Source organism: Haliea sp. (assembly GCF_040221975.1).
Classification (GTDB): domain Bacteria; phylum Pseudomonadota; class Gammaproteobacteria; order Pseudomonadales; family Halieaceae; genus Haliea.
Genome location: NZ_JAVJWR010000009.1, coordinates 23,882 through 41,937 on the forward strand (window position 1 = coordinate 23,882; position 18,056 = coordinate 41,937).

20 protein-coding genes are annotated in these 18,056 nt (G+C 63.6%); 14 read left to right on the forward strand and 6 right to left on the reverse strand.

Features of this window, described 5'->3' with window-relative positions; translation table 11 throughout:
* Positions 1-40 precede the first annotated feature (40 nt).
* Genes flhA through RLO07_RS02495 form a run of 14 tightly spaced genes read left to right on the forward strand, consistent with a single transcriptional unit; the run spans position 41 to position 11,771 of the window.
* Positions 41-2,140 carry a flagellar biosynthesis protein FlhA gene (gene flhA, locus RLO07_RS02430; protein WP_462290545.1) on the forward strand — a complete coding sequence of 700 codons (2,100 nt, stop codon included), beginning with the start codon at positions 41-43 and terminating at the stop codon, positions 2,138-2,140.
* A 28-nt stretch (positions 2,141-2,168) separates the two neighbouring features.
* Complete coding sequence (gene flhF / locus RLO07_RS02435; protein WP_462290546.1) at positions 2,169-3,323, forward strand: flagellar biosynthesis protein FlhF; 1,155 nt, start codon at positions 2,169-2,171, stop codon at positions 3,321-3,323.
* Positions 3,310-4,167, forward strand: a complete 858-nt coding sequence (locus tag RLO07_RS02440; protein WP_462290547.1) for a MinD/ParA family protein — start codon at positions 3,310-3,312, stop codon at positions 4,165-4,167. Before flhF ends, RLO07_RS02440 begins: the two co-directional genes overlap by 14 nt.
* Positions 4,167-4,493, forward strand: coding sequence for a sigma factor (locus tag RLO07_RS02445; RefSeq protein ID WP_462290548.1), 327 nt, complete (start codon positions 4,167-4,169; stop codon positions 4,491-4,493). The genes RLO07_RS02440 and RLO07_RS02445 overlap by 1 nt, the downstream gene beginning before the upstream one ends.
* Positions 4,490-4,900: a sigma-70 family RNA polymerase sigma factor gene (locus RLO07_RS02450; protein ID WP_462290549.1), complete on the forward strand. Its 411-nt coding sequence runs from the start codon at positions 4,490-4,492 to the stop codon at positions 4,898-4,900. The genes RLO07_RS02445 and RLO07_RS02450 overlap by 4 nt, the downstream gene beginning before the upstream one ends.
* A 50-nt stretch (positions 4,901-4,950) precedes the next feature.
* The gene (cheY, locus tag RLO07_RS02455) at positions 4,951-5,343 is read left to right on the forward strand and encodes a chemotaxis response regulator CheY (protein WP_462290550.1); all 393 of its coding nucleotides are present in this window, start codon (positions 4,951-4,953) and stop codon (positions 5,341-5,343) included.
* The gene (locus tag RLO07_RS02460) at positions 5,340-6,080 is read left to right on the forward strand and encodes a protein phosphatase CheZ (RefSeq protein ID WP_462290551.1); all 741 of its coding nucleotides are present in this window, start codon (positions 5,340-5,342) and stop codon (positions 6,078-6,080) included. The genes cheY and RLO07_RS02460 overlap by 4 nt, the downstream gene beginning before the upstream one ends.
* An 11-nt stretch (positions 6,081-6,091) precedes the next feature.
* Positions 6,092-8,035 (forward strand): chemotaxis protein CheA, encoded by a 1,944-nt coding sequence (locus tag RLO07_RS02465; protein WP_462290552.1) that lies wholly within the window; start codon positions 6,092-6,094, stop codon positions 8,033-8,035.
* Positions 8,036-8,046: 11 nt separating this feature from the next.
* Complete coding sequence (locus RLO07_RS02470) at positions 8,047-8,787, forward strand: flagellar motor protein (protein ID WP_462290553.1); 741 nt, start codon at positions 8,047-8,049, stop codon at positions 8,785-8,787.
* 12 nt (positions 8,788-8,799) lie between these two features.
* Complete coding sequence (motD, locus tag RLO07_RS02475) at positions 8,800-9,657, forward strand: flagellar motor protein MotD (protein WP_462290554.1); 858 nt, start codon at positions 8,800-8,802, stop codon at positions 9,655-9,657.
* Positions 9,654-10,448: a ParA family protein gene (locus RLO07_RS02480; RefSeq protein ID WP_462290555.1), complete on the forward strand. Its 795-nt coding sequence runs from the start codon at positions 9,654-9,656 to the stop codon at positions 10,446-10,448. Before motD ends, RLO07_RS02480 begins: the two co-directional genes overlap by 4 nt.
* Positions 10,445-10,996 (forward strand): hypothetical protein, encoded by a 552-nt coding sequence (locus tag RLO07_RS02485; protein WP_462290556.1) that lies wholly within the window; start codon positions 10,445-10,447, stop codon positions 10,994-10,996. The genes RLO07_RS02480 and RLO07_RS02485 overlap by 4 nt, the downstream gene beginning before the upstream one ends.
* Before the next feature lie 45 nt (positions 10,997-11,041).
* Positions 11,042-11,572, forward strand: coding sequence for a chemotaxis protein CheW (locus RLO07_RS02490; protein WP_462290557.1), 531 nt, complete (start codon positions 11,042-11,044; stop codon positions 11,570-11,572).
* Entirely contained in the window at positions 11,559-11,771 is a 213-nt protein-coding gene (locus tag RLO07_RS02495) for a hypothetical protein (protein ID WP_462290558.1), read from the forward strand. Before RLO07_RS02490 ends, RLO07_RS02495 begins: the two co-directional genes overlap by 14 nt.
* A 24-nt stretch (positions 11,772-11,795) precedes the next feature.
* On the opposite strand, the gene RLO07_RS02500 is transcribed toward RLO07_RS02495, so the two are convergent.
* From RLO07_RS02500 to RLO07_RS02525, 6 genes are all read right to left on the reverse strand, one after another.
* Positions 11,796-12,305: a hypothetical protein gene (locus RLO07_RS02500; RefSeq protein WP_462290559.1), complete on the reverse strand. Its 510-nt coding sequence runs from the start codon at positions 12,303-12,305 to the stop codon at positions 11,796-11,798.
* A 9-nt stretch (positions 12,306-12,314) separates the two neighbouring features.
* Complete coding sequence (locus RLO07_RS02505) at positions 12,315-13,400, reverse strand: protein-glutamate methylesterase/protein-glutamine glutaminase (RefSeq protein WP_462290560.1); 1,086 nt, start codon at positions 13,398-13,400, stop codon at positions 12,315-12,317.
* Positions 13,401-13,418: 18 nt separating this feature from the next.
* A complete protein-coding gene (cheD, locus tag RLO07_RS02510; RefSeq protein WP_462290561.1) occupies positions 13,419-14,063 on the reverse strand; it encodes a chemoreceptor glutamine deamidase CheD in 645 nt (214 codons plus the stop codon).
* 13 nt (positions 14,064-14,076) lie between these two features.
* Positions 14,077-14,958 (reverse strand): CheR family methyltransferase, encoded by an 882-nt coding sequence (locus tag RLO07_RS02515; RefSeq protein ID WP_462290562.1) that lies wholly within the window; start codon positions 14,956-14,958, stop codon positions 14,077-14,079.
* 82 nt (positions 14,959-15,040) lie between these two features.
* Positions 15,041-17,518 (reverse strand): methyl-accepting chemotaxis protein, encoded by a 2,478-nt coding sequence (locus RLO07_RS02520; RefSeq protein ID WP_462290563.1) that lies wholly within the window; start codon positions 17,516-17,518, stop codon positions 15,041-15,043.
* Positions 17,515-18,048 (reverse strand): chemotaxis protein CheW, encoded by a 534-nt coding sequence (locus RLO07_RS02525; RefSeq protein WP_462290564.1) that lies wholly within the window; start codon positions 18,046-18,048, stop codon positions 17,515-17,517. Before RLO07_RS02525 ends, RLO07_RS02520 begins: the two co-directional genes overlap by 4 nt.
* Between the last annotated feature and the right edge of the window lie 8 nt (positions 18,049-18,056).

Genomic DNA, 18,056 nt, shown 5'->3' on the forward strand with positions numbered 1-18,056 from the left:
ATTGCTTAACACCCTGAAAATCCATTGATGGTGACGATTCGTGCTTGAAGGCGTCAAATTGCCGGCGATATTCCAGCGCTCCAGCCTGATTGGCGTGGGCGGGCCCCTGCTCGTGCTGCTGGTGCTGGCGATGGTGGTGCTGCCCCTGCCGGCGGCGGTACTGGATATTCTGTTCACCTTCAACATCACCCTGTCGATCGCAGTCATTCTCGGCGTCATCTACATCATGAAGCCGCTGGAGTTCGGAGTCTTTCCCACGGTCCTGTTGCTCGGCACCCTGATGCGGCTGGCGCTGAACATTGCCTCCACCCGGGTGGTGCTGCTGGAAGGGCACAACGGGGCGGATGCCGCCGGCAAGGTGATCCAGGCCTTCGGCGAGTTCGTGATCGGCGGCAACTTCGCGGTGGGCCTGATCGTGTTTGCGATTCTGGTCATCATCAACTTCGTGGTGGTCACCAAGGGGGCCACCCGGGTATCGGAAGTGACTGCCCGTTTCACCCTGGATGCCATGCCCGGCAAGCAGATGGCCATCGATGCCGACGTCAATGCAGGCCTCATCAACCAGGAAGAGGCGCGGGCCCGGCGCGAGGAGATCCGTCAGGAAGCCGACTTCTATGGTGCCATGGACGGCGCCAGCAAATTTGTCCGTGGCGACGCCGTGGCGGGCATCATCATCCTGGTCATCAATATTATCGGCGGCCTGCTGATCGGCACCATGCAGCACGGCATGGATTTCGGGGCCGCGGTCGAGCGCTACGCGCTCCTGACCGTGGGCGATGGCCTCGTGGCGCAGATCCCCGCGCTGCTGCTGTCCACCTCCGTCGCCATGATCGTGACCCGGATGTCGCGCCCCCAGAACATGGGCAAGGAGCTGTTCGAGCAGGTCTTCGGGCAGCCGCGGGTACTGGCCTTCACCGCCTGTGTACTGCTGCTCATGGGGTTGATCCCCGGCATGCCCAATGTGGCCTTCCTGCTGCTGGCGGCAGTGGCCGGTTCCGCCGCGTGGCTGCTGCACAAGCGCAAGGAGGAGGTCGAGGCCGCGGTGCTGCGGGAACAGCAACAGGAACCGCAGGTGCAGCCGGAACCGGCGCGGGACCTGGGCTGGGATGATATCGCGCAGGTGGACCCGGTGGGTCTGGAGGTCGGCTACCGGCTGGTGCCCCTGGTCGACCGGCAGCAGGGCGGGGAGCTGATGGGGCGCATCAAGGGGGTGCGCAAGAAGCTGTCCCAGTCCCTTGGCTTTCTGATTCCCGCCGTGCATATCCGCGACAATCTCGAACTTGCACCCACCCAGTATCGTATCGCCATCTTCGGGGTTCCCTGCGCCGAGGCGGAAGTGCGCCCGGACCGCGAGCTGGCGATCAATCCCGGCGGTGTCAGTGGCACCTTGCAGGGGCTTGCGGCAGTGGATCCCGCCTTCGGCATGCCGGCGGTATGGATTGACCCGGCTGCCCGGGAGCACGCCCAGACCCTGGGTTACACGGTCGCCGACTCGGCCACGGTTATCGCCACGCATCTCAGCCAGACCCTGAAAAAGCATGCCCATGAGTTGCTCGGACACCAGGAAGTACAGCACCTGCTCGACCAGCTGGCAAAGACCGCGCCGAGACTGGTGGAGGACCTGACGCCGAAAATGCTGCCTCTGTCTGTCATCGTGCGGATCCTGCAGCAGCTGCTGGCGGAGAAGGTGCCGGTGCGCAATTTCCGCGGCATCTGCGAGGCGCTGGCGGAGCAGGGTGCACGCAGTCAGGATATTGACACCCTGTTGGCCGGGGTGCGGGTGGCCCTGGGACGCCAGATCGTGCAGGAGCTCAACGGCATGGCACCGGAGCTGCCGGTGGTAACGCTGGCGCCCGACCTGGAACAGCTGCTGTCGCAGTTGGCGCAGCAGGGATCGGCGGTGATGGAGCCGGGATTGGCGGAGCGCATCCAGGATTCGCTGCAGGCGGCCACCCGGGAACAGGAATTGCGCGGAGAGCCCGCGGTGCTGCTGGTGCCGCCGGGGATTCGCGCCATGCTGGCGCGGTTTGCGCGGCAGGCGGTGCCGGGGCTGCACGTCCTGGCCCACAACGAAATACCAGAGGACAAGCAACTGCGACTGGTGCAGTCGGTCGCAAGAACTTTGGCGGCAACAGCCTGATCGGGGCAACTGAAGAGGGATAATACTGATGCAGATCAAGCGCTACATGGCTGCGGACATGCGCCAGGCGTTGAAGCAGGTTAGGGATGAACAGGGGCCCGACGCAGTGATCCTGTCGAGCAGGCAGCTGCCCGATGGCCTGGAGGTGGTGGCGGCCGTCGACTACGACGAGCACCTCATCCACGACACGCTGGAGCGGACCAGGACACCCGCGACGCCCGCGCCCGCGCGGCCGGCAGGGGACGAGACATCGCTGGCGACCATGCGGGATGAGATCAACGCCCTGCGGCGGATGCTGGAAGGCCAGCTCTCCAGCCTTGCCTGGCACGATTTCTCCCGCCAGAGCCCGGTGCGCGCCAATCTTCTGCGCAACCTGATCCACCTGGGCCTCGCGCCCGCGCTGGCCCAGGACCTCGCCGCGCGGATACCGGTCGAGGAACGCGACCCCGCTCGTGCCTGGCGCCGCGCGCTGGGTGAGCTGGCCCAATTGTTGCCGGTTGCGGAGCAGGATCCGGTCGATGCCGGTGGCGTCATCGCCCTGGTGGGCCCTACCGGCGTTGGCAAGACCACAACCATCGCCAGGCTGGCTGCCCGCTATGCCGGGCATCACGGGCCCCAGCAGGTTGCCATGATCAGCACAGATGACAGCGGGCCCGGAGCGCAGGAGCGCCTGTTCTCCTTTGGGCGCCTGTTGAATATCCCGGTCTACCGGGCCGCCAATGCCACCGAGGTGCACGAGTGGCTGGCGCGCCTGGGGCATGCCCGGCTGGTACTGGTGGATACCGCGGGCACCGCCCGCGATGACCATTGTCTGCAGCAGGTCGCCGCCCTGGTCAGTTCGGGGGTGCGGCCGGTGACTCCCTGGTTGGTACTGGCCGCGAATGCGCAGATTCAGGCGCTGGAAGAGGCCGTAATGCTCTATCGGCGCCTGCCCCTGGGGGGGTTGATGGTCACCAAGCTGGATGAGGCCGCAAGCCTTGGCGGGCTGCTCAGTGTGGTCGCGAGCAGCGGCCTGCCGCTGGCGTATGTGTCCGACGCCCAGGATCTGTCGCGGCCGCTGCGCACCGCCAGCGCCCGCAAGCTGGTCAAGCGGGCGGTCAGCGTGATGCGCGCCTCGCCCCGGCGCATGGACGTTGAGTCCCTGGCCCAACACATGGGAGAAGTTCACTATGCTATTGGATAATGGTCGCGGCCTGCGGCTGGCGGACTCCGTGGTGCCCCGGCGCCAGCCTCTGGTCATTGCCGTGGCCAGCGGCAAGGGCGGGGTCGGGAAAACCAATGTCTCGGTCAACCTGGCTGTCGCGCTGGCCTTGCAGGGGCGCAAGACCTGGATCTTCGATGCCGATCTCGGCCTTGCCAATGTGGATGTGCTGCTCGGCCTGAGCCCGCGCCGCAACCTGTCGCACGTGCTGCAGGGCGAGTGCAGTCTCGAGGATATTGTTCTGGAAGGCCCGGCCGGGGTGAGGATAGTGCCCGCGTCGTCCGGTATCCAGAGAATGGCCGACCTGTCCAGAGTCGAATCCCGGGGGCTGATCCATGCCTTCTCCGAGATGGCGGAGGATGTCGATGTACTGATCGTGGATACCGCGGCGGGCATTCACAGCTCCGTCACCATGTTCGCCGCCGCCGCCCATCAGGTACTGGTGGTGGTCTGCAATGAGCCGGCATCGATTACCGACGGTTACGCCCTGGTGAAAGTGCTGTCCCGGGAACATGGCATCCGCGATGTACAGGTTCTGTCGAACATGGTGCGCAGCCAGGTCGAGGGACGGGAGCTGTACCAGAAAATTGCCCGCGTAACCGACCGCTACCTCGATCTCACGGTGCGTTATGCCGGTTTTGTGCCCCATGACGAGTTTCTGCGCCGGGCCTTGCGGCGCCAGGAGCCGGTTGTCACCGCCTATCCTGCCTGTCGTGCTACAGAAGCATTCAAGAAACTGGCAGAAGTGGCCGCTACATGGGTTGGGCCCGGTGGCGCCCACGGCCAGGTCGAGTTCTTTCTCGAGCGGGCACTGGGTGTTGGTTGATGGGTGAGAGCAACAGGACAACCGGCTTTGCGGCGGAATATGCCGCGGTGCGCGACCTGCCGACGGATGAGTTGGTTGAGAAATACGCCCATCTGGTCAGGCGCATTGCCTACCACCTGGGCGGGCGTCTGCCGGCGAGTGTCGATATCAACGACCTTGTACAGGCGGGCATGCTGGGACTGATGGAGGCTGCCAGAAAATATGCGGGAGACCGGGGCGCCAACTTCGAGACCTACGCCGGTATCCGCATCCGGGGGCGATGCTCGATGAATTGCGCGGGATGGACTGGGTGCCGCGTTCGGTACACCGCAGGGTGCGGGGCATGATTGAGGCGATTCGCGTGGTCGAGGCCCGGAACGGTGGCCGTGCCAGCGATGCCGAGGTAGCAGAGGAAATGCAGGTGTCGCTGCAGGATTACCACGAGATTGCCCGCGAAGCCTCTCACTGCCGGATGTTCAGCACCGAAGAACTGGCGACGACGGACAGCGAGTTGCACAGTGTCAGCGCGACCATCGACTCGCCGCAGCAGGCACTGGAGCGGGAGGCGGTCACCGCCGCCCTCGCCAGCACTGTCGAGACCCTGCCGGAGCGGGAGAGGATGATAATGAGCCTTTATTACACGGACGAACTGAACCTGCGCGAGATTGGCGAGATTCTGGGCGTCAGCGAGTCGCGGGTATGCCAGCTGCACGGCCAGGCGCTCGCGCGGATAAGGGCTCGACTGACAGTTTGATTAACGTGCGCCAGGCTTGATGCCTGCAGGGCACCTACGGAGGCAAGGGATTGAACAAGGATATGCAGATTCTCGTGGTGGACGATTTTTCCACCATGCGTCGAATCGTCAAGAACCAGCTCAGGGAACTGGGTTTCAGCAATATTCGCGAGGCCGATGATGGCTCGACAGCGCTGGAGGTACTGCGGGCAACCCACATCGATTTCGTGGTCACGGACTGGAACATGCCCGGTATCCCGGGGATCGACCTGCTGAAAACCATTCGCGCCGATGACAAGCTGAAGACCATTCCGGTCCTGATGGTGACCGCGGAAGCCAAGCGCGAACAGATCATCGAAGCGGCCCAGTCCGGCGTCAACGGCTACGTGGTCAAGCCGTTTACCGCCCAGGCGCTGAAGGAAAAGATAGACCGCATATTCGAACGCATAGAGCAGGGCTCATGACCGACAACAACAGCGACTGCCCCTCTCCCGACGACAGCGAGCGCCAGGCGCCGGCGGACTACATCGGTATTCTCGAGACCATGCTTGCAGTCGCGCGCGAGGACGATGAGCCGCGTTTCTCGGCCCTGCTGGATGACCTCACCGCGATGCGGGAGCAGGTGCTGTTCCGGGATGTGGGTCGCCTGACACGGCAGTTGCACGAGGCGCTCACCAGTTTTCAGCTCGACTCGCGGGTGGCGGACTTTGCCAGCGAGGAGTTCCCCGATGCCCGCCAGCGTCTCGACCAGGTCATAGCCATTACCGAGCAGTCGGCGCACAAGACCATGGACCTGGTGGAGGACATGTTGCCCCGGACAGCCGCGCTGATCAGTCGCGCCGAGGAATGCGGCGCGGCGCTGGATGCGGTGGCGACAGGCGGCGACTGGTCCGCGCTGGGACCGGAGATGGCGCTGTTCGCCCGCGAGGTCGGGGAGGCGGCTGCCAGTATCCGCGGCGGTTTGTCGGAAGTGATCATTTCCCAGAACTTCCAGGATCTTTCGGGACAGGAAATTCGCAAGGTCATCCGCCTGGTCAAGGAAGTGGAAGAAACCCTGATCAACATGATCCGGGTGACCGGCAAGAGCGGCATGCTGGCCGAGCGCAAGCGCGCCGGTGCCCCGGCGCCGGTGCCGGAGGGTGAGCAGCGCATCAGCAGCCAGGACGAGGCTGACGAACTGCTGTCCAGCCTGGGATTCTGACGGAGACCACCATGAGCTTTGAATTGGACGACAGTATTCGTGAAGACTTCCTGATCGAAGCCAATGAGATCGTCGAGAAACTGGGTGCGGAACTGGTCCAGCTGGAGCGTCAGCCGGACGACAGGCAGCTGCTGAACAGCATTTTTCGCGGTTTCCATACCATCAAGGGTGGCGCCGGCTTTCTCAACGTGGAGCCGCTGGTGCTGATCTGCCACGGCGCGGAGGAGGTATTCGACTCCCTCCGCAACGGCAAGCTGGCGCTCAGCAATGAAATCATGGATACCGTGCTGCAGGTGGCGGACGTGGTGGGCGATATCCTGTCGCGGGTATCGGACGGCCAGGTGCCCGAGCCGGCGCCGCCGGTCCTGCTGGACAGGCTGCAGGCGTATGTCCAGTCCGCCAATGGCGCGGCGGTAGCGCCCAAAATAGCCGACTCCGAACCGGAATCCCGGGCGGAGCGCACAGCGAAGCCCGCAGAAGACCCCGCCGATCGCGAGTTCGACGCCATCATCGACGGCGTGCGCGCTGATATTTTCCTCGATGGGCCCGGGGCTGAGGCAGAGCCGCCAGCGCCGGCTGGCAACAGCGACGAGATCAGCGACGACGAGTTCGAGGCGCTGCTGGACCAGATGCAGGGCAATGGCGGGGCTGAGCCGGTGGCGCAGGATGCGTCTGCGCCGCCTCCGTCGACCACCGCGGTTGCCGCCGAGCCAGTGGGCGAGCCAGTCGCTGCCAGCGGGGACAGGGGCGAAACCGCTGCCCGGGAAGCGGGGCCAGCCGCCACCCCCGAATCGACCATCCGCGTCAGTGTGACGCGGCTGGACGCGGTGATGAACCTGGTGGGGGAGCTGGTGCTGGTGCGCAACCGGCTGACCAACCTGGGGGCCGATCTCGAGAACGAAGAGCTGAAGAAGACCGTTGCCAACCTGGACCTGGTGACGGCGGACCTGCAGAACGGCGTGATGCAGACCCGCATGCAGCCCATCGGCAAGGTGTTTTCCCGCTTCCCGCGGCTCGCGCGCGATGTCGCGCGCACCCTGCGCAAGGAAATCGAGCTGACCATGCACGGCGAGGATACCGACCTCGACAAGAACCTGGTGCAGGCGCTGTCGGACCCGTTGGTGCACCTCGTGCGCAACGCCATGGATCACGGCATCGAGGATCCGGACAGCCGCGAGGCAAAGGGCAAGCCGCGCACCGGCAGCGTGGAGTTGTCCGCGCAGCAGGAGGGCAACAATATCGTCATCACCATTCGCGACGACGGAGCGGGTATCGACCCGGAAGTGCTGCGCGACAAGGTGGTCAGGAAAGGGCTGCTGACAGCGGAAGCCGCGGCCAAGCTGAGCAATCCCGAGTGCTTTGACCTGGTGTTCCTGCCCGGTTTTTCCACCAAGGAAGTGGTCTCCGACCTGTCGGGTCGCGGGGTCGGCATGGACGTGGTCAAGACCCGCATCGCGGAGCTGAACGGCAACGTTGAAATCGACTCGGAACTCGGCAAGGGTACCTCGGTCAAGGTGCGGGTGCCGTTGACCCTGGCGATCATGCCGACCCTGATGGTGCGCCTGCAGCAGCGTACCTTTGCCTTCCCCCTGTCCCAGGTGCTGGAGGTGTTTTCCCTCGATATGGACAAGGTGCACGAGGTGGCGGGGCGCCAGGTGGTCATGGTGCGGGGCAAGCCGCTGCCGCTGGTGTTCCTGCGCCACTGCCTGGCTACCGGGGGAACCGATGACGGCGCTGGCATGTCCTACGTGGTGGTGCTGCAGGTGGGCAGTGGCATGGTCGGCTTCGTGACCGACGATGTGCTGGGCCAGGAAGAAGTGGTGATAAAGCCCCTGGGAGCCATGTTGCATGACGTTCCCGGCTTTGCCGGCGCCACGATTACCGGCGATGGCCATATTGCCCTGATTTTTGATGTCAACGGTCTGATGAGACGGGTCAACAAGGTTGCTGCCTGAAAGGAGACCGCGTGGATATCCTCAGCCTTGTCGGCGTCATTCTGGCGACAGTTTCCGTACTGGTCGGGTCTATCCTCAAGGGGTCGGGCATTGCCGCGCTGGTCTCTGGCGCCGCCTTCATGATCGTGATCTGCGGCACCCTGGCTGCGGTGTTGCTGCAGACTTCAATGCCGATCATGAAGCGGTCGATGAAGATTGTCGGCTGGATATTCCGGCCGCCGGGTGTGGATTCCGAGCAGATGATCGAGAAGATTGTCAGCTGGAGCCAGCTGGCGCGGAAAGAGGGCCTGCTGGGGCTGGAAGCGGTGGTGGAAACGGAGAGCGATCCGTTCGTGCGCAAGATATTGCAGCTGTTGGTGGATGGCGGTGAGCCCGAGGTCATACAGAGCATCATGGATGTGGAAATCGGCACCCGCGAGGAAATTGATACAGCCGCCGCCAAGGTGTTCGAGTCCATGGGCATCTACGCGCCGACCATGGGCATTGTTGGCGCGGTGCTGGGCCTGATGGCGGTGATGCAGAACCTGGCAGACCCGTCGAAACTGGGTTCGGGTATTGCCGCAGCCTTTGTCGCCACCATCTACGGGATCGGCTCTGCCAACCTGTTCTTCCTGCCGATGGCGGGTAAGCTGAAGTCGATCATCCACGGTCAGACCAAGGCGCGGGAAATGATCGTGGAGGGTGTTGTCTCCATCGCCCAGGGTGACAATCCGCGCAATATAGAGACCAAACTGAAAGGCTATCTGGAGTAGGACCAGTACTGAATGGGACGCAGGAAACGTCATGAAGATCACATCAACCACGAAGCCTGGGCCATACCCTATGGTGACCTGGTTACCCTGCTGCTGGCGTTTTTCGTGGTGATGTATTCCATTTCCTCGGTGAACGAGGGCAAGTACAAGGTGCTGTCAGAGTCCCTGGTGGCGGCCTTTCGCGGTACGCCCAAGACAACCCGCCCGATCCAGATTGGCGATGTCCGTCCCGCCGGTGCCGCCGAACAGGGGCTGGATAACGCGATGCCGCAGGGCACGGTGGATCGCAGCACCCTGTCGCTGCCCCTGGATAATCCGCCGGGTGAGATAGCCGGCGCCCCCGCCCCCGCCACTGACAGCCTGGCGCGAGCGCGCCTTCAGCGCGTGGCTGATGACATTCGAAGTGCCCTGGCGGAGATGATCGAACTCGAGCAGGTACGGATCCGGGAGACGCCCCTGTGGCTGGAAGTCGAGATCAGGACCGACCTGCTGTTTCCGGTCGGCGTCGCGGAGGTGGCAGCAAGGGCGTTGCCCACGCTGCAGCGCCTGGCAGATATACTGCAGCCACTGCCCAATGCTGTCCGGGTAGAAGGCCACACCGATGATGTGCCGATCAGTACCGTCCGTTTCCCCTCCAACTGGGAACTGTCCTCGGCGCGGGCCAGCAGCGTGATCCGTCTGTTCCAGCAGCGGGGCGTGGCGCCGGAGCGCATGGTGGCCATCGGCCTCGGCGAATTCAGGCCCGCCGATGACAACGCCACCGCCGTCGGCCGCGACCGCAATCGGCGCGTGACCATCATCATACTTGCGGATGACGAGGCGCCGGCCGCGATCGCCGGTCCGGCGCTCGACGCAGGGGGCGGGTCATGAAAGTCTGGACAGTTGCGAACCAGAAAGGCGGGGTCGGCAAGACCACCACCGTGGTCAGCCTCGCGGGTTGGCTGCGGGAGCGGGGGCACCGGGTACTGCTGGTGGATCTGGATCCCCAGGCCTCCCTCACCACCTACTTTTCCCGGGATGCCGAGGCCGCGAGCCGCAGCGTCTACAATCTTTTTGACGACCGCCAGATCCGGGCGCTGGACCTGGTGCAGCATCTGGGTGGCGAGCACGGGCTGGCCCTGATCGGGGCAGTGCCGGCGATGGCGACACTGGACCGGCAGCTGGGCAGCCTGCAGGGACAGGGGCTGATCCTGCGCCAGGCGCTGGCGCCGTTGGCGGAGCATTTCGACAATATCCTGCTGGATTGTCCGCCGACCCTGGGGATTCTCATGATCAACGCCCTGGCGGCCGCGGACCGGGTGGTGGTTCCGACCCAGACCGAGCACCTGGCGCTGAAGGGCCTGGAGCGGATGACCCGTACTCTGGCCATGGTCAACCGCTCCCGCCCCCGGCACCTGCAGCATTTGATCGTGCCCACCATGTTTGACCGCAGGACCCGGGCCGCAACCCAGGCCCTGCAGGAACTGCGCGAGCGCTACCACGGGCTGGCGCTGTGGGACGGTGTCGTGCCCGTCGATACCCGCTTCCGGGAGGCCAGCCAGCAGGGCGTACCGCTGTCGCTGCTGGCACCCGACAGCCGCGGAGCGCAGGCATTTCTGGTGTTGCTGGAGGATCTGCTGGCGCTGGACGAAAACGACAGTGGCGAGCAGGTGGTGGCGTGACCGGGTCCGGCGTGAAGCGTGGCGACAAGCTGACCTCGTCGGAGCAGGCTCTCGACAGCTACATGGATGCGCTGCTGCTGGAGCCCGAAGAGGAGGGAGGGGCGCCAGTGGCGGACACTGGCGCCACGACCTATCACCTGTTCGAGGTTTGCGGGGTGCTGGTGGCGGTGCCGGCGAGGCGTGTCTGTGCGGAGATCCCGCTGCCGGGTTTGCAGCAGGACGCGCCGCAGCCGGCATGGCTGCGGCGGGCGGCTTCAGCGGATAAGGCAATTATCGTCGACCCGGCCCTGCTGGTGTTGCCGGAGGATCTGGCGCCCGGCAGTATCCCCCTGCAGGAACGCTGTGGCGGTGTGCTTTTGCTGGACGATGGCAGCTGGGGAATAGCGCTGGAGGAACCGGGCCACGAAGAGACCATCGCTGCCACTACCGTGTGCTGGCGGGGGCCGCGGGGAACGCGTCCATGGCTGGCCGGGACGCTGTCCAGCCGGCGCTGCGTGGTACTGGATCTCGACAGCATTCAACAATTGGGCCAGTTCGCCGGGTACTAGCGCCAACAGCGCAGTGGCAGGCCGGCCGATCAGGGAGAGAGAGTGATGGATCTGGAACAGACTGGGTTCGACAGTTTTACCAGCCTCGGTGAAGACGATGCCCTGGATGATCTCAACGAGCGGGTCAGTGGCAATCGCAATGAGTGGCTGCGCTTCGTGGTCAATCGACAGGATTATGGCGTCAGTGTGCTGCAGGTACAGGAAATCCTGTGCGCCGGCGACATAACACCGGTCTCGGGTGCGCCGCACTTCGTGCTCGGCGTTATCAACGTGCGCGGCAATATTGTCACCGTCGTGGATGCGCGGCGGAGGCTCCGGCTGCCGCCCAGGGCAGCGGATGACAGTATCGGCTGGATTGTTATCCTGGATGTGGATGACCAGCATGTGGGCCTGGTAGTGGATGAGGTGCTGGAAGTCCAGGTGCTCAATAATGACAACGTGGAGAACCTGCACGGCGACATGGCATTCGAGGTCGAAGGGGTGATTGAAACCGAAGCCGGCATGATGATTCTGGTCGATGCGCGGATGATGGCGGGCATGAACGAAGTTGCCGGAGAACAGGGTGCAGCCGCTTGACCCGCTGCAACCGGTAGTCCCGGCCAGGCCGCCGCGGCGCCAGCCGGGACGCGGGCAGGAGCCGGTGCCGGGCGGGGACGGCCGGCACGGCGAAGCCCCCGCGGAAGAGGGTGGGGAGCCGAGCGGGAACGATGAGCGCGGTCGCGATTACAAGCGGCCAGCGGATGACGATGGTCACCTCATTGACGAGTACGCCTGACAGCGAGCGTCACCCGGGGCCGGGTCAGAACAGTTCCACCGAGCCCTTGTCGAGATTCTGCTGTGACACGGCCTTGCGCCGCGTATCGGCCCACAGGCGGTGTTGCTCGCTGATGCGGGTGGCCAGTTCACCGGTATCGTGGACAGTCTGCAGTTCCTCCGCCACACCGCGCAGATAGGACAGGCTGCGGTGGGCCTCCGCCAGGGCCTGGGACGCCATGTCTTCAAACTGCAGGGAGCGCACCGCGCCTGAAACCGCACCCTCCAGCTCTGGATCGCCGCTGCTGCTGGCGTCGTGCGCGCTGGCTAGCCGATGCAGATGGTCGAAACTGGCAGACAGCTGCAGCACCGCTTCCGCTATCATGCTGCCGACGCGGTTGATCTCTTCTTCCACCTGCGCAAGTTCACTGCCCAGCAAGGTGCCGAGTTCATTGCAGGCCTGGACTTCCGGCGCGGTGGTTGCGGCCGGTGCGGGCGCCGGGGAGGATTCGCTCTTCCGAGGGGCGTCGCTGGTAGGGCGGCGGGCGTCATTCATGTCTGGCTTTCATCCTGATACTGAGCGCGGCTGGTTCCACACCGCTGACAACAAGTGGGTTGCGATAGTGCCCAGTGGCAATATCTCGGTGGCGGCGCCGCGCTTGGCCGCTTCCCCCGGCATCCCCCAGACCACGCTGGTCTCTTCGTCCTGGACTATGGTGTGCAACCCCGCTTCACGCATTTCCAGCAGGCCCGCGGCGCCGTCGGCGCCCATGCCCGTGAGCAGGGCCGCGGCCGCGTTGACCCCGGCGGATTGCAGGACCGAACGAAACAGTACGTCGACACTGGGGCGGTGGCGATTGACCGGTTCGCCGTCACTGAGCCGGCAGATGTAGCGGGCGCCGTCGCGAACAAGCAGCAGGTGGCGGTCGCCCGGCGCGACAAAGGCATGGCCGGGCATGACCACATCACCGTCCTCGGCCTCTTTCACGTCAAGTTGTGTCACCCGATTCATGCGTTCGGCAAAGGCTGCACTGAATCCCGGCGGGATGTGCTGCGCAATCACGATTCCTGGGGCATCCCTGGGCATGCCCAGGAGTACATCTTTTATGGCCTCGGTGCCGCCGGTGGAGGCGCCGATGGCAATGATCTGCTCGGTGGTACGGAAATGCTGGGGTGGCCGCCTGGGAATCACCGCGTCGGAGGAATGCAGGGGGCGTGGCGTGTCCAGATTTACCAGGCGCTTTACCTTTGCCGCGGCAGCGGCCCTGACTTTTGCTGTCAACTCGTCAACATAGTCGGCAAGGACCCGGTTGACGTCCAGCTTGGGCTTGGTCACGAAATCCACTGCGCCCAGCTCGAGAGCCTCAAGGGTAACATCTGCTCCCTGCTCCGTGAGCGTCGAGACCATGATCACCGGCATCGGCCGCAGCCGCATCAGGTTGCGCAGGAAGGTGATGCCGTCCATGCGTGGCATTTCGATATCCAGAGTCAGCACGTCCGGTTCCAGGCTCTTGATCTTGTCCCGGGCGACAATGGGGTCCGGCGCCGTGCCGACGACTTCGATATCATCCGCGCTGTTGAGCATGTCGGTCAGCAGGCGACGAATCAGGGCTGAGTCGTCGATCACCAGAACACGAATTTTTGCCGCCATCAAAAAGCAATCCTGTTGTCAAAAGAGTTCGATGCCGCCCTGTACAGGAGCTTCCACGAGTTCCTCCATGTACCGGTTCTCGCGCTGCACGATGGTGTCGTTGTGTATGGAGCGGAGCTTCTTGACCTGCGCACGGCCGCTGTCGGGGAAGAAATTCACCTTGCGCGGGTACAGGCTCCCGAGATCCTCGGCGGCCAGAGCAAGCCCCTCAATTTGCAGAAATTCGTGCAGAAAAGCAATGTTCTTGCGGCCAACAGTGGACAGCGAGGAATTGATGCTGCCGCCGCCAAAGGCCTTGACCTCAAGGTTCTCGCGGCGCCCACCGGCCTTGAGAATCTCGTTGATCAATACTTCCATGGCGAAGCTGCCATAGCGCGCTGAACTGGAGCTGCCGCCCCAGTCGTCCAGCTGGGCACTGCTGGGGAGCATGAAGTGGTTCATGCCGCCGATGCCCAGCTTGCGATCCCGGATGCAGGCGGAGATGCAGGAGCCGAGCACCGTGGTGATCATTTCGCCGCGCATGGAAATGTAGTACTCGCCCGGCAGCAGCTTGGCCACGTGCAGTTTCCGGGATGGGTCCCAGTAGCGCTTGATGTGCTCGAATCCCGCCAGGGCCGGTGGCGCATGTGGAACAGCAGTCTTGTTATCTTGCAGTAGTCCCATTCAGCCCCCCCTGCTAGCGCACCCGCTGGTAGATGGTATTCCCCAGCAGGTTGAAACGATCGCTGACCTTGTACAGGGTTTCCGAATGGCCAATGAACAGATGGCCCTGGGGATGCAGTTGTTCGGCAAACCGGTCGAACAGTACCCGCTGGGTATCCTTGCTGAAATAGATCACCACGTTGCGACAGAAAATGAAGTCGAAAGACGAACGCATTGGCCAGGGTTCCAGCAGGTTGAGCCGCCGGAACGTGATCATGTCGCGCAGTTCGTCGCGCACCCGCACCTGTCCTTCGTTGGCGCCCTTGCCGCGCAGGAACCAGTGTTTGCGACGTGCATCAGTGATGCCGGTGATGCGATCCAGGGTGTACTGGCCGGCGGCGCCGGTGGCCACCACCGAACTGTCCAGGTCAGTGGCGAGCACGCGCACATCCCAGTGTTCCGGCAGGTTCTCCGCCAACACCATGGCGATCGAGTAGGGTTCTTCGCCGGTGGAGCACCCCGCGGACCACACCCGCAGCGTTGGCTCGCGTTTTTCCCGGATCAGTCGCGGCAGCAGCTCCCGCTGCAGGAACTCGAAGTGATGCGACTCGCGAAAGAACGAGGTTAGGTTGGTGGTCAGGGCGTTGACGCAGTGTTCCAACTCCTCCTCGTCACCGGCCTCGAGTCGGCTGCAGTAGGCGCTGAAGCTCGGCAACTGCAGGATGCGCAGGCGACGCACCAGGCGGCCGTAGACAAGATTGCGCTTGGCTTCACTCAGCTCGATGCCCGCCTGGCGGGCGATGAACTGCTTGATGAAAGCGAAATCCCTGTCGCTCAGTTCGAACTCGCTGCTCTTGCTTGCAGTAGCGGTCCCGGCTGTTCCATCGTCCTGGCGTGGCATAGTGTTCTGTTTCATGGCCTTCCCTGCGCAGCCTTTCCCGCCAGTGACTCACCCGACCACTGCAGCGGTCGGGTGGGTGACCGGATCCGATTCTTACTCAGAACTCTTCCCATTCCTCGGTGGCAGAGGCACTGCTCGGCGGGCGCCGCTTGGCCGCGGGCGCCGGTGCGGGTGCCGGCGAGCGCCGGGCGCCATTGTTGCCGGCCGCCTGCGGCTGGGCCCGGGGCCGTGCCAGGGGTGCAGGTGCAGGTGCAGCATCGTCGCCGGTATTGAAAATCGACACCAGTTCCTGCAGCGTCTTGGACTGGTCGTCCATGGACTTGGACGCCGCCGCGGCCTCTTCCACCAGCGCGGCGTTTTGTTGCGTGACTTCATCGAGCTGGGTAATGGCCTTGTTGACCTGCTCGATTCCCGCCGACTGCTCCTGGGCCGCAGCCGCGATTTCCGCGATGATGTCGCTCACTTTCTTCACTGCAGTGACGATCTCCTCCAGGGTGGCCCCGGAGTCGTCCACCAGGCGGGAGCCATCCTCGACCTTGCTGACGCTGTCCTTGATCAGGGTCTTGATCTCCTTGGCGGCCTGGGCGCTGCGCTGGGCGAGGTTGCGCACCTCGGCGGCTACCACGGCAAACCCGCGGCCCTGCTCGCCGGCACGCGCAGCTTCCACCGCAGCGTTGAGGGCCAGCAGGTTGGTCTGGAAGGCAATTTCGTCGATGACACCGATGATCTCGGAAATCTTGCCGGAGGACTTGTTGATCTCCGCCATCGCCGATACCGCCTGGCTGACGACTTCGCCACCTTTTTCGGCCTGGTCGCGCGCGCTGGCGGAAAGCTGGTTGGCCTGGCGGGCATTGTCGGCGCTGGATTTCACCGCGGAGGTCATCTGCTCCATGCTGGAAGCTGTTTCCTCCAGCGAGGAGGCCTGTTCCTCGGTGCGCTGCGACAGATCGGTGTTGCCCTGGGAAATCTCCGAAGCCGAGGAGCCGATGCTCATTGCGCCTTCGCGAATCTGGCCGATCATGTCGCGCAGATTGAGGACCGTGGTGTTGACGTCATCCTTGAGCTGGCCGAACAGGCCCTGGTAATCCTGGTCGATGGTTTTCGTCAAATCGCCTTCCGCCAGGCTCTGGATGACACGGCCGACATCGGTAAGGCCCTGTTCGCTGACGCTCATCAGGCTGTTGAGCAACTCGCCGAGCTGCTTGAAGAAACTGTCGTATTTGCTGGTATCGATACGGTTGGAGAACTGCCCTTCTGCGGCAGCGGCGACCAGGTCGCGGATCTGCCGTTCGGCGTCCTTCATTTCCGTGATGTCCTTCCACTCAACCATGTTGCCCATGTATTCGCCATTGGGCCCCTTGATCATGGTGGCGTTGACCTCGAACTCGATACCCACGATTTCCATCTCCGCCTTGGCGGGCAGGCGGCTGGCGTCCCGCAGCAGCGCGCGCTGATGGGCGGGGTTCTTGTGGAACTGGTCTATGTTCTGGCCCACGAGATTCTCCGGGTCGAAACCGGGGAAGCGCTGGCGCAGCTCTGAGGCACGGTTGCGGAACATGCTCATGACCGCCGGGTTGGCATAGACGATGTTGAGGTCGTTGTCGCACAGCATCAGATTGGACGTGGCGCCCTGAATGGCGGAGTTCAGTCGCGCGACTTCCTCTTCCTGCTTGCGGGTCTCGGTGACATCTGACCACTCGAGGGTGTTGCCCACATAGTCGCCGTTGGTATCGATCACTGCGGTGACATTGAGATGGAAGCGCAGCGGCCCGACCTGGATATCGGCCTGCCAGGGCAGGTTGGCCGGATCTTCAAGGATGCGCCGCTGGTGGTTCGGGTTGGCGTGGAACATGTCGATGCAGGTCCCGACCAGCTTGTTGGCGTCAAAGCCGCGATACAGATCGCGCATGACGCTCTCGTTCTTGCGCATCAGCTCGGTGGTGGACTTGTTGACGTAGGTGATCACCAGGTCGCGGTCGACCATCATGATCGGCGTCATGGCGTTGTCGATGGCGCTGCGCATGCGGGTGCCATCCATGGCCGATTTCAGGCCCTCCAGCTCCGGCGCCGTGCCAGCGGCGGCTGCCGATTCGAATCCTCTGTTGCTTGCCGTCATGGGCTGCTCCTTGGTAATGGTATAGGCTCCCAGCATGATGTCGTTGATGACATTCAGTGCCGAGCGCCAGGCGCGTTCGTAGAGTGAGTTCCAGGCGCTGCCCGCAGTTTCCGCCATGACAGCCAGCAGGGTGGAGGCAACCGCATCATAGTGGGCGGGTTCCGCACCATAGCCCTGGTGGCGGGCGCCGAGTTGGGTCAGTGCCTGTTTCAGTTGTTCGGGTTTGCGCAGATTGTTGACAACGAGTTTCAGCGCCGCCAGCAGTTTGGTCTGTTGTTCCGCAGTGGTGGTGTTGGCAAACAGCGGCTTGACCGAGGGATAGTCCTGGAACAGCTTCTCGTAGAATCGGGCCACCAGCCTTTCCGCATTCGGTGCCAGGAGGGCAAAGCTTTCCTCCAGCAGTTCAGGTGCCAGGGCATTATCGGGTTCACTGGTTTGCAGCATCGCTTCTGGGGTCATGTTGATAGCTCCTGGGGGGTGGTCTTGAGGCCGTCGGCGGCGGGAATCAGTGCCCCCTGCCGCAATCGTTCCATGTCGAGCAGAATGATCATCTTGTCCTTGATCATGGCGATGCCCTGAATGAACTGTTCTTCCACGGCGCCGCAGACATTGGGCGCTGACTTCACGCCCTGTGGCGCGACGCTGTAGACTTCGGAGACCGCGTCCACCACGATGCCCATGTCGCGCTGGTCGCTGTTTGCTTCGCCGTGAAAGCGGACCACGATAACCACCGTGGTAGGGCCGTACTCCAGCGGTTCGATGTTGAACCGTTCCCGCAGGTCGATGATCGGGACGATACTGCCGCGCAGATTGATGATGCCCTTCAGCCAGGACGGAGCGTTGGGGATGGGCCTGGTCTTGCTCCAGCCGCGAATTTCCTGCACCTGCAGTATGTCGATCCCGTATTCCTCCTCGGCCAGAATAAAGGTGAGATACTGGTGTGCACTGTCGCCGTTGCTGCCGATGCCGAGTGTCTCCGCTGTATTCATGCCGCCTG

Bases quoted from the DNA above. Each gene is read 5' to 3' on its own strand.
- RLO07_RS02440 (WP_462290547.1), top strand. From the start codon at position 3,310: ATGCTATTGGATAATGGTCGCGGCCTGCGGCTGGCGGACTCCGTGGTG.
- flhF (WP_462290546.1), top strand. From the start codon at position 2,169: ATGCAGATCAAGCGCTACATGGCTGCGGACATGCGCCAGGCGTTGAAG.
- RLO07_RS02500 (WP_462290559.1), bottom strand. From the start codon at position 12,305: ATGAATGACGCCCGCCGCCCTACCAGCGACGCCCCTCGGAAGAGCGAA.
- RLO07_RS02480 (WP_462290555.1), top strand. From the start codon at position 9,654: ATGAAAGTCTGGACAGTTGCGAACCAGAAAGGCGGGGTCGGCAAGACC.
- RLO07_RS02520 (WP_462290563.1), bottom strand. From the start codon at position 17,518: ATGACCCCAGAAGCGATGCTGCAAACCAGTGAACCCGATAATGCCCTG.
- RLO07_RS02450 (WP_462290549.1), top strand. From the start codon at position 4,490: ATGATTGAGGCGATTCGCGTGGTCGAGGCCCGGAACGGTGGCCGTGCC.
- cheD (WP_462290561.1), bottom strand. From the start codon at position 14,063: ATGGGACTACTGCAAGATAACAAGACTGCTGTTCCACATGCGCCACCG.
- RLO07_RS02460 (WP_462290551.1), top strand. From the start codon at position 5,340: ATGACCGACAACAACAGCGACTGCCCCTCTCCCGACGACAGCGAGCGC.
- RLO07_RS02515 (WP_462290562.1), bottom strand. From the start codon at position 14,958: ATGAAACAGAACACTATGCCACGCCAGGACGATGGAACAGCCGGGACC.
- RLO07_RS02445 (WP_462290548.1), top strand. From the start codon at position 4,167: ATGGGTGAGAGCAACAGGACAACCGGCTTTGCGGCGGAATATGCCGCG.
- RLO07_RS02490 (WP_462290557.1), top strand. From the start codon at position 11,042: ATGGATCTGGAACAGACTGGGTTCGACAGTTTTACCAGCCTCGGTGAA.
- RLO07_RS02465 (WP_462290552.1), top strand. From the start codon at position 6,092: ATGAGCTTTGAATTGGACGACAGTATTCGTGAAGACTTCCTGATCGAA.
- RLO07_RS02505 (WP_462290560.1), bottom strand. From the start codon at position 13,400: ATGGCGGCAAAAATTCGTGTTCTGGTGATCGACGACTCAGCCCTGATT.
- motD (WP_462290554.1), top strand. From the start codon at position 8,800: ATGGGACGCAGGAAACGTCATGAAGATCACATCAACCACGAAGCCTGG.
- RLO07_RS02525 (WP_462290564.1), bottom strand. From the start codon at position 18,048: ATGAATACAGCGGAGACACTCGGCATCGGCAGCAACGGCGACAGTGCA.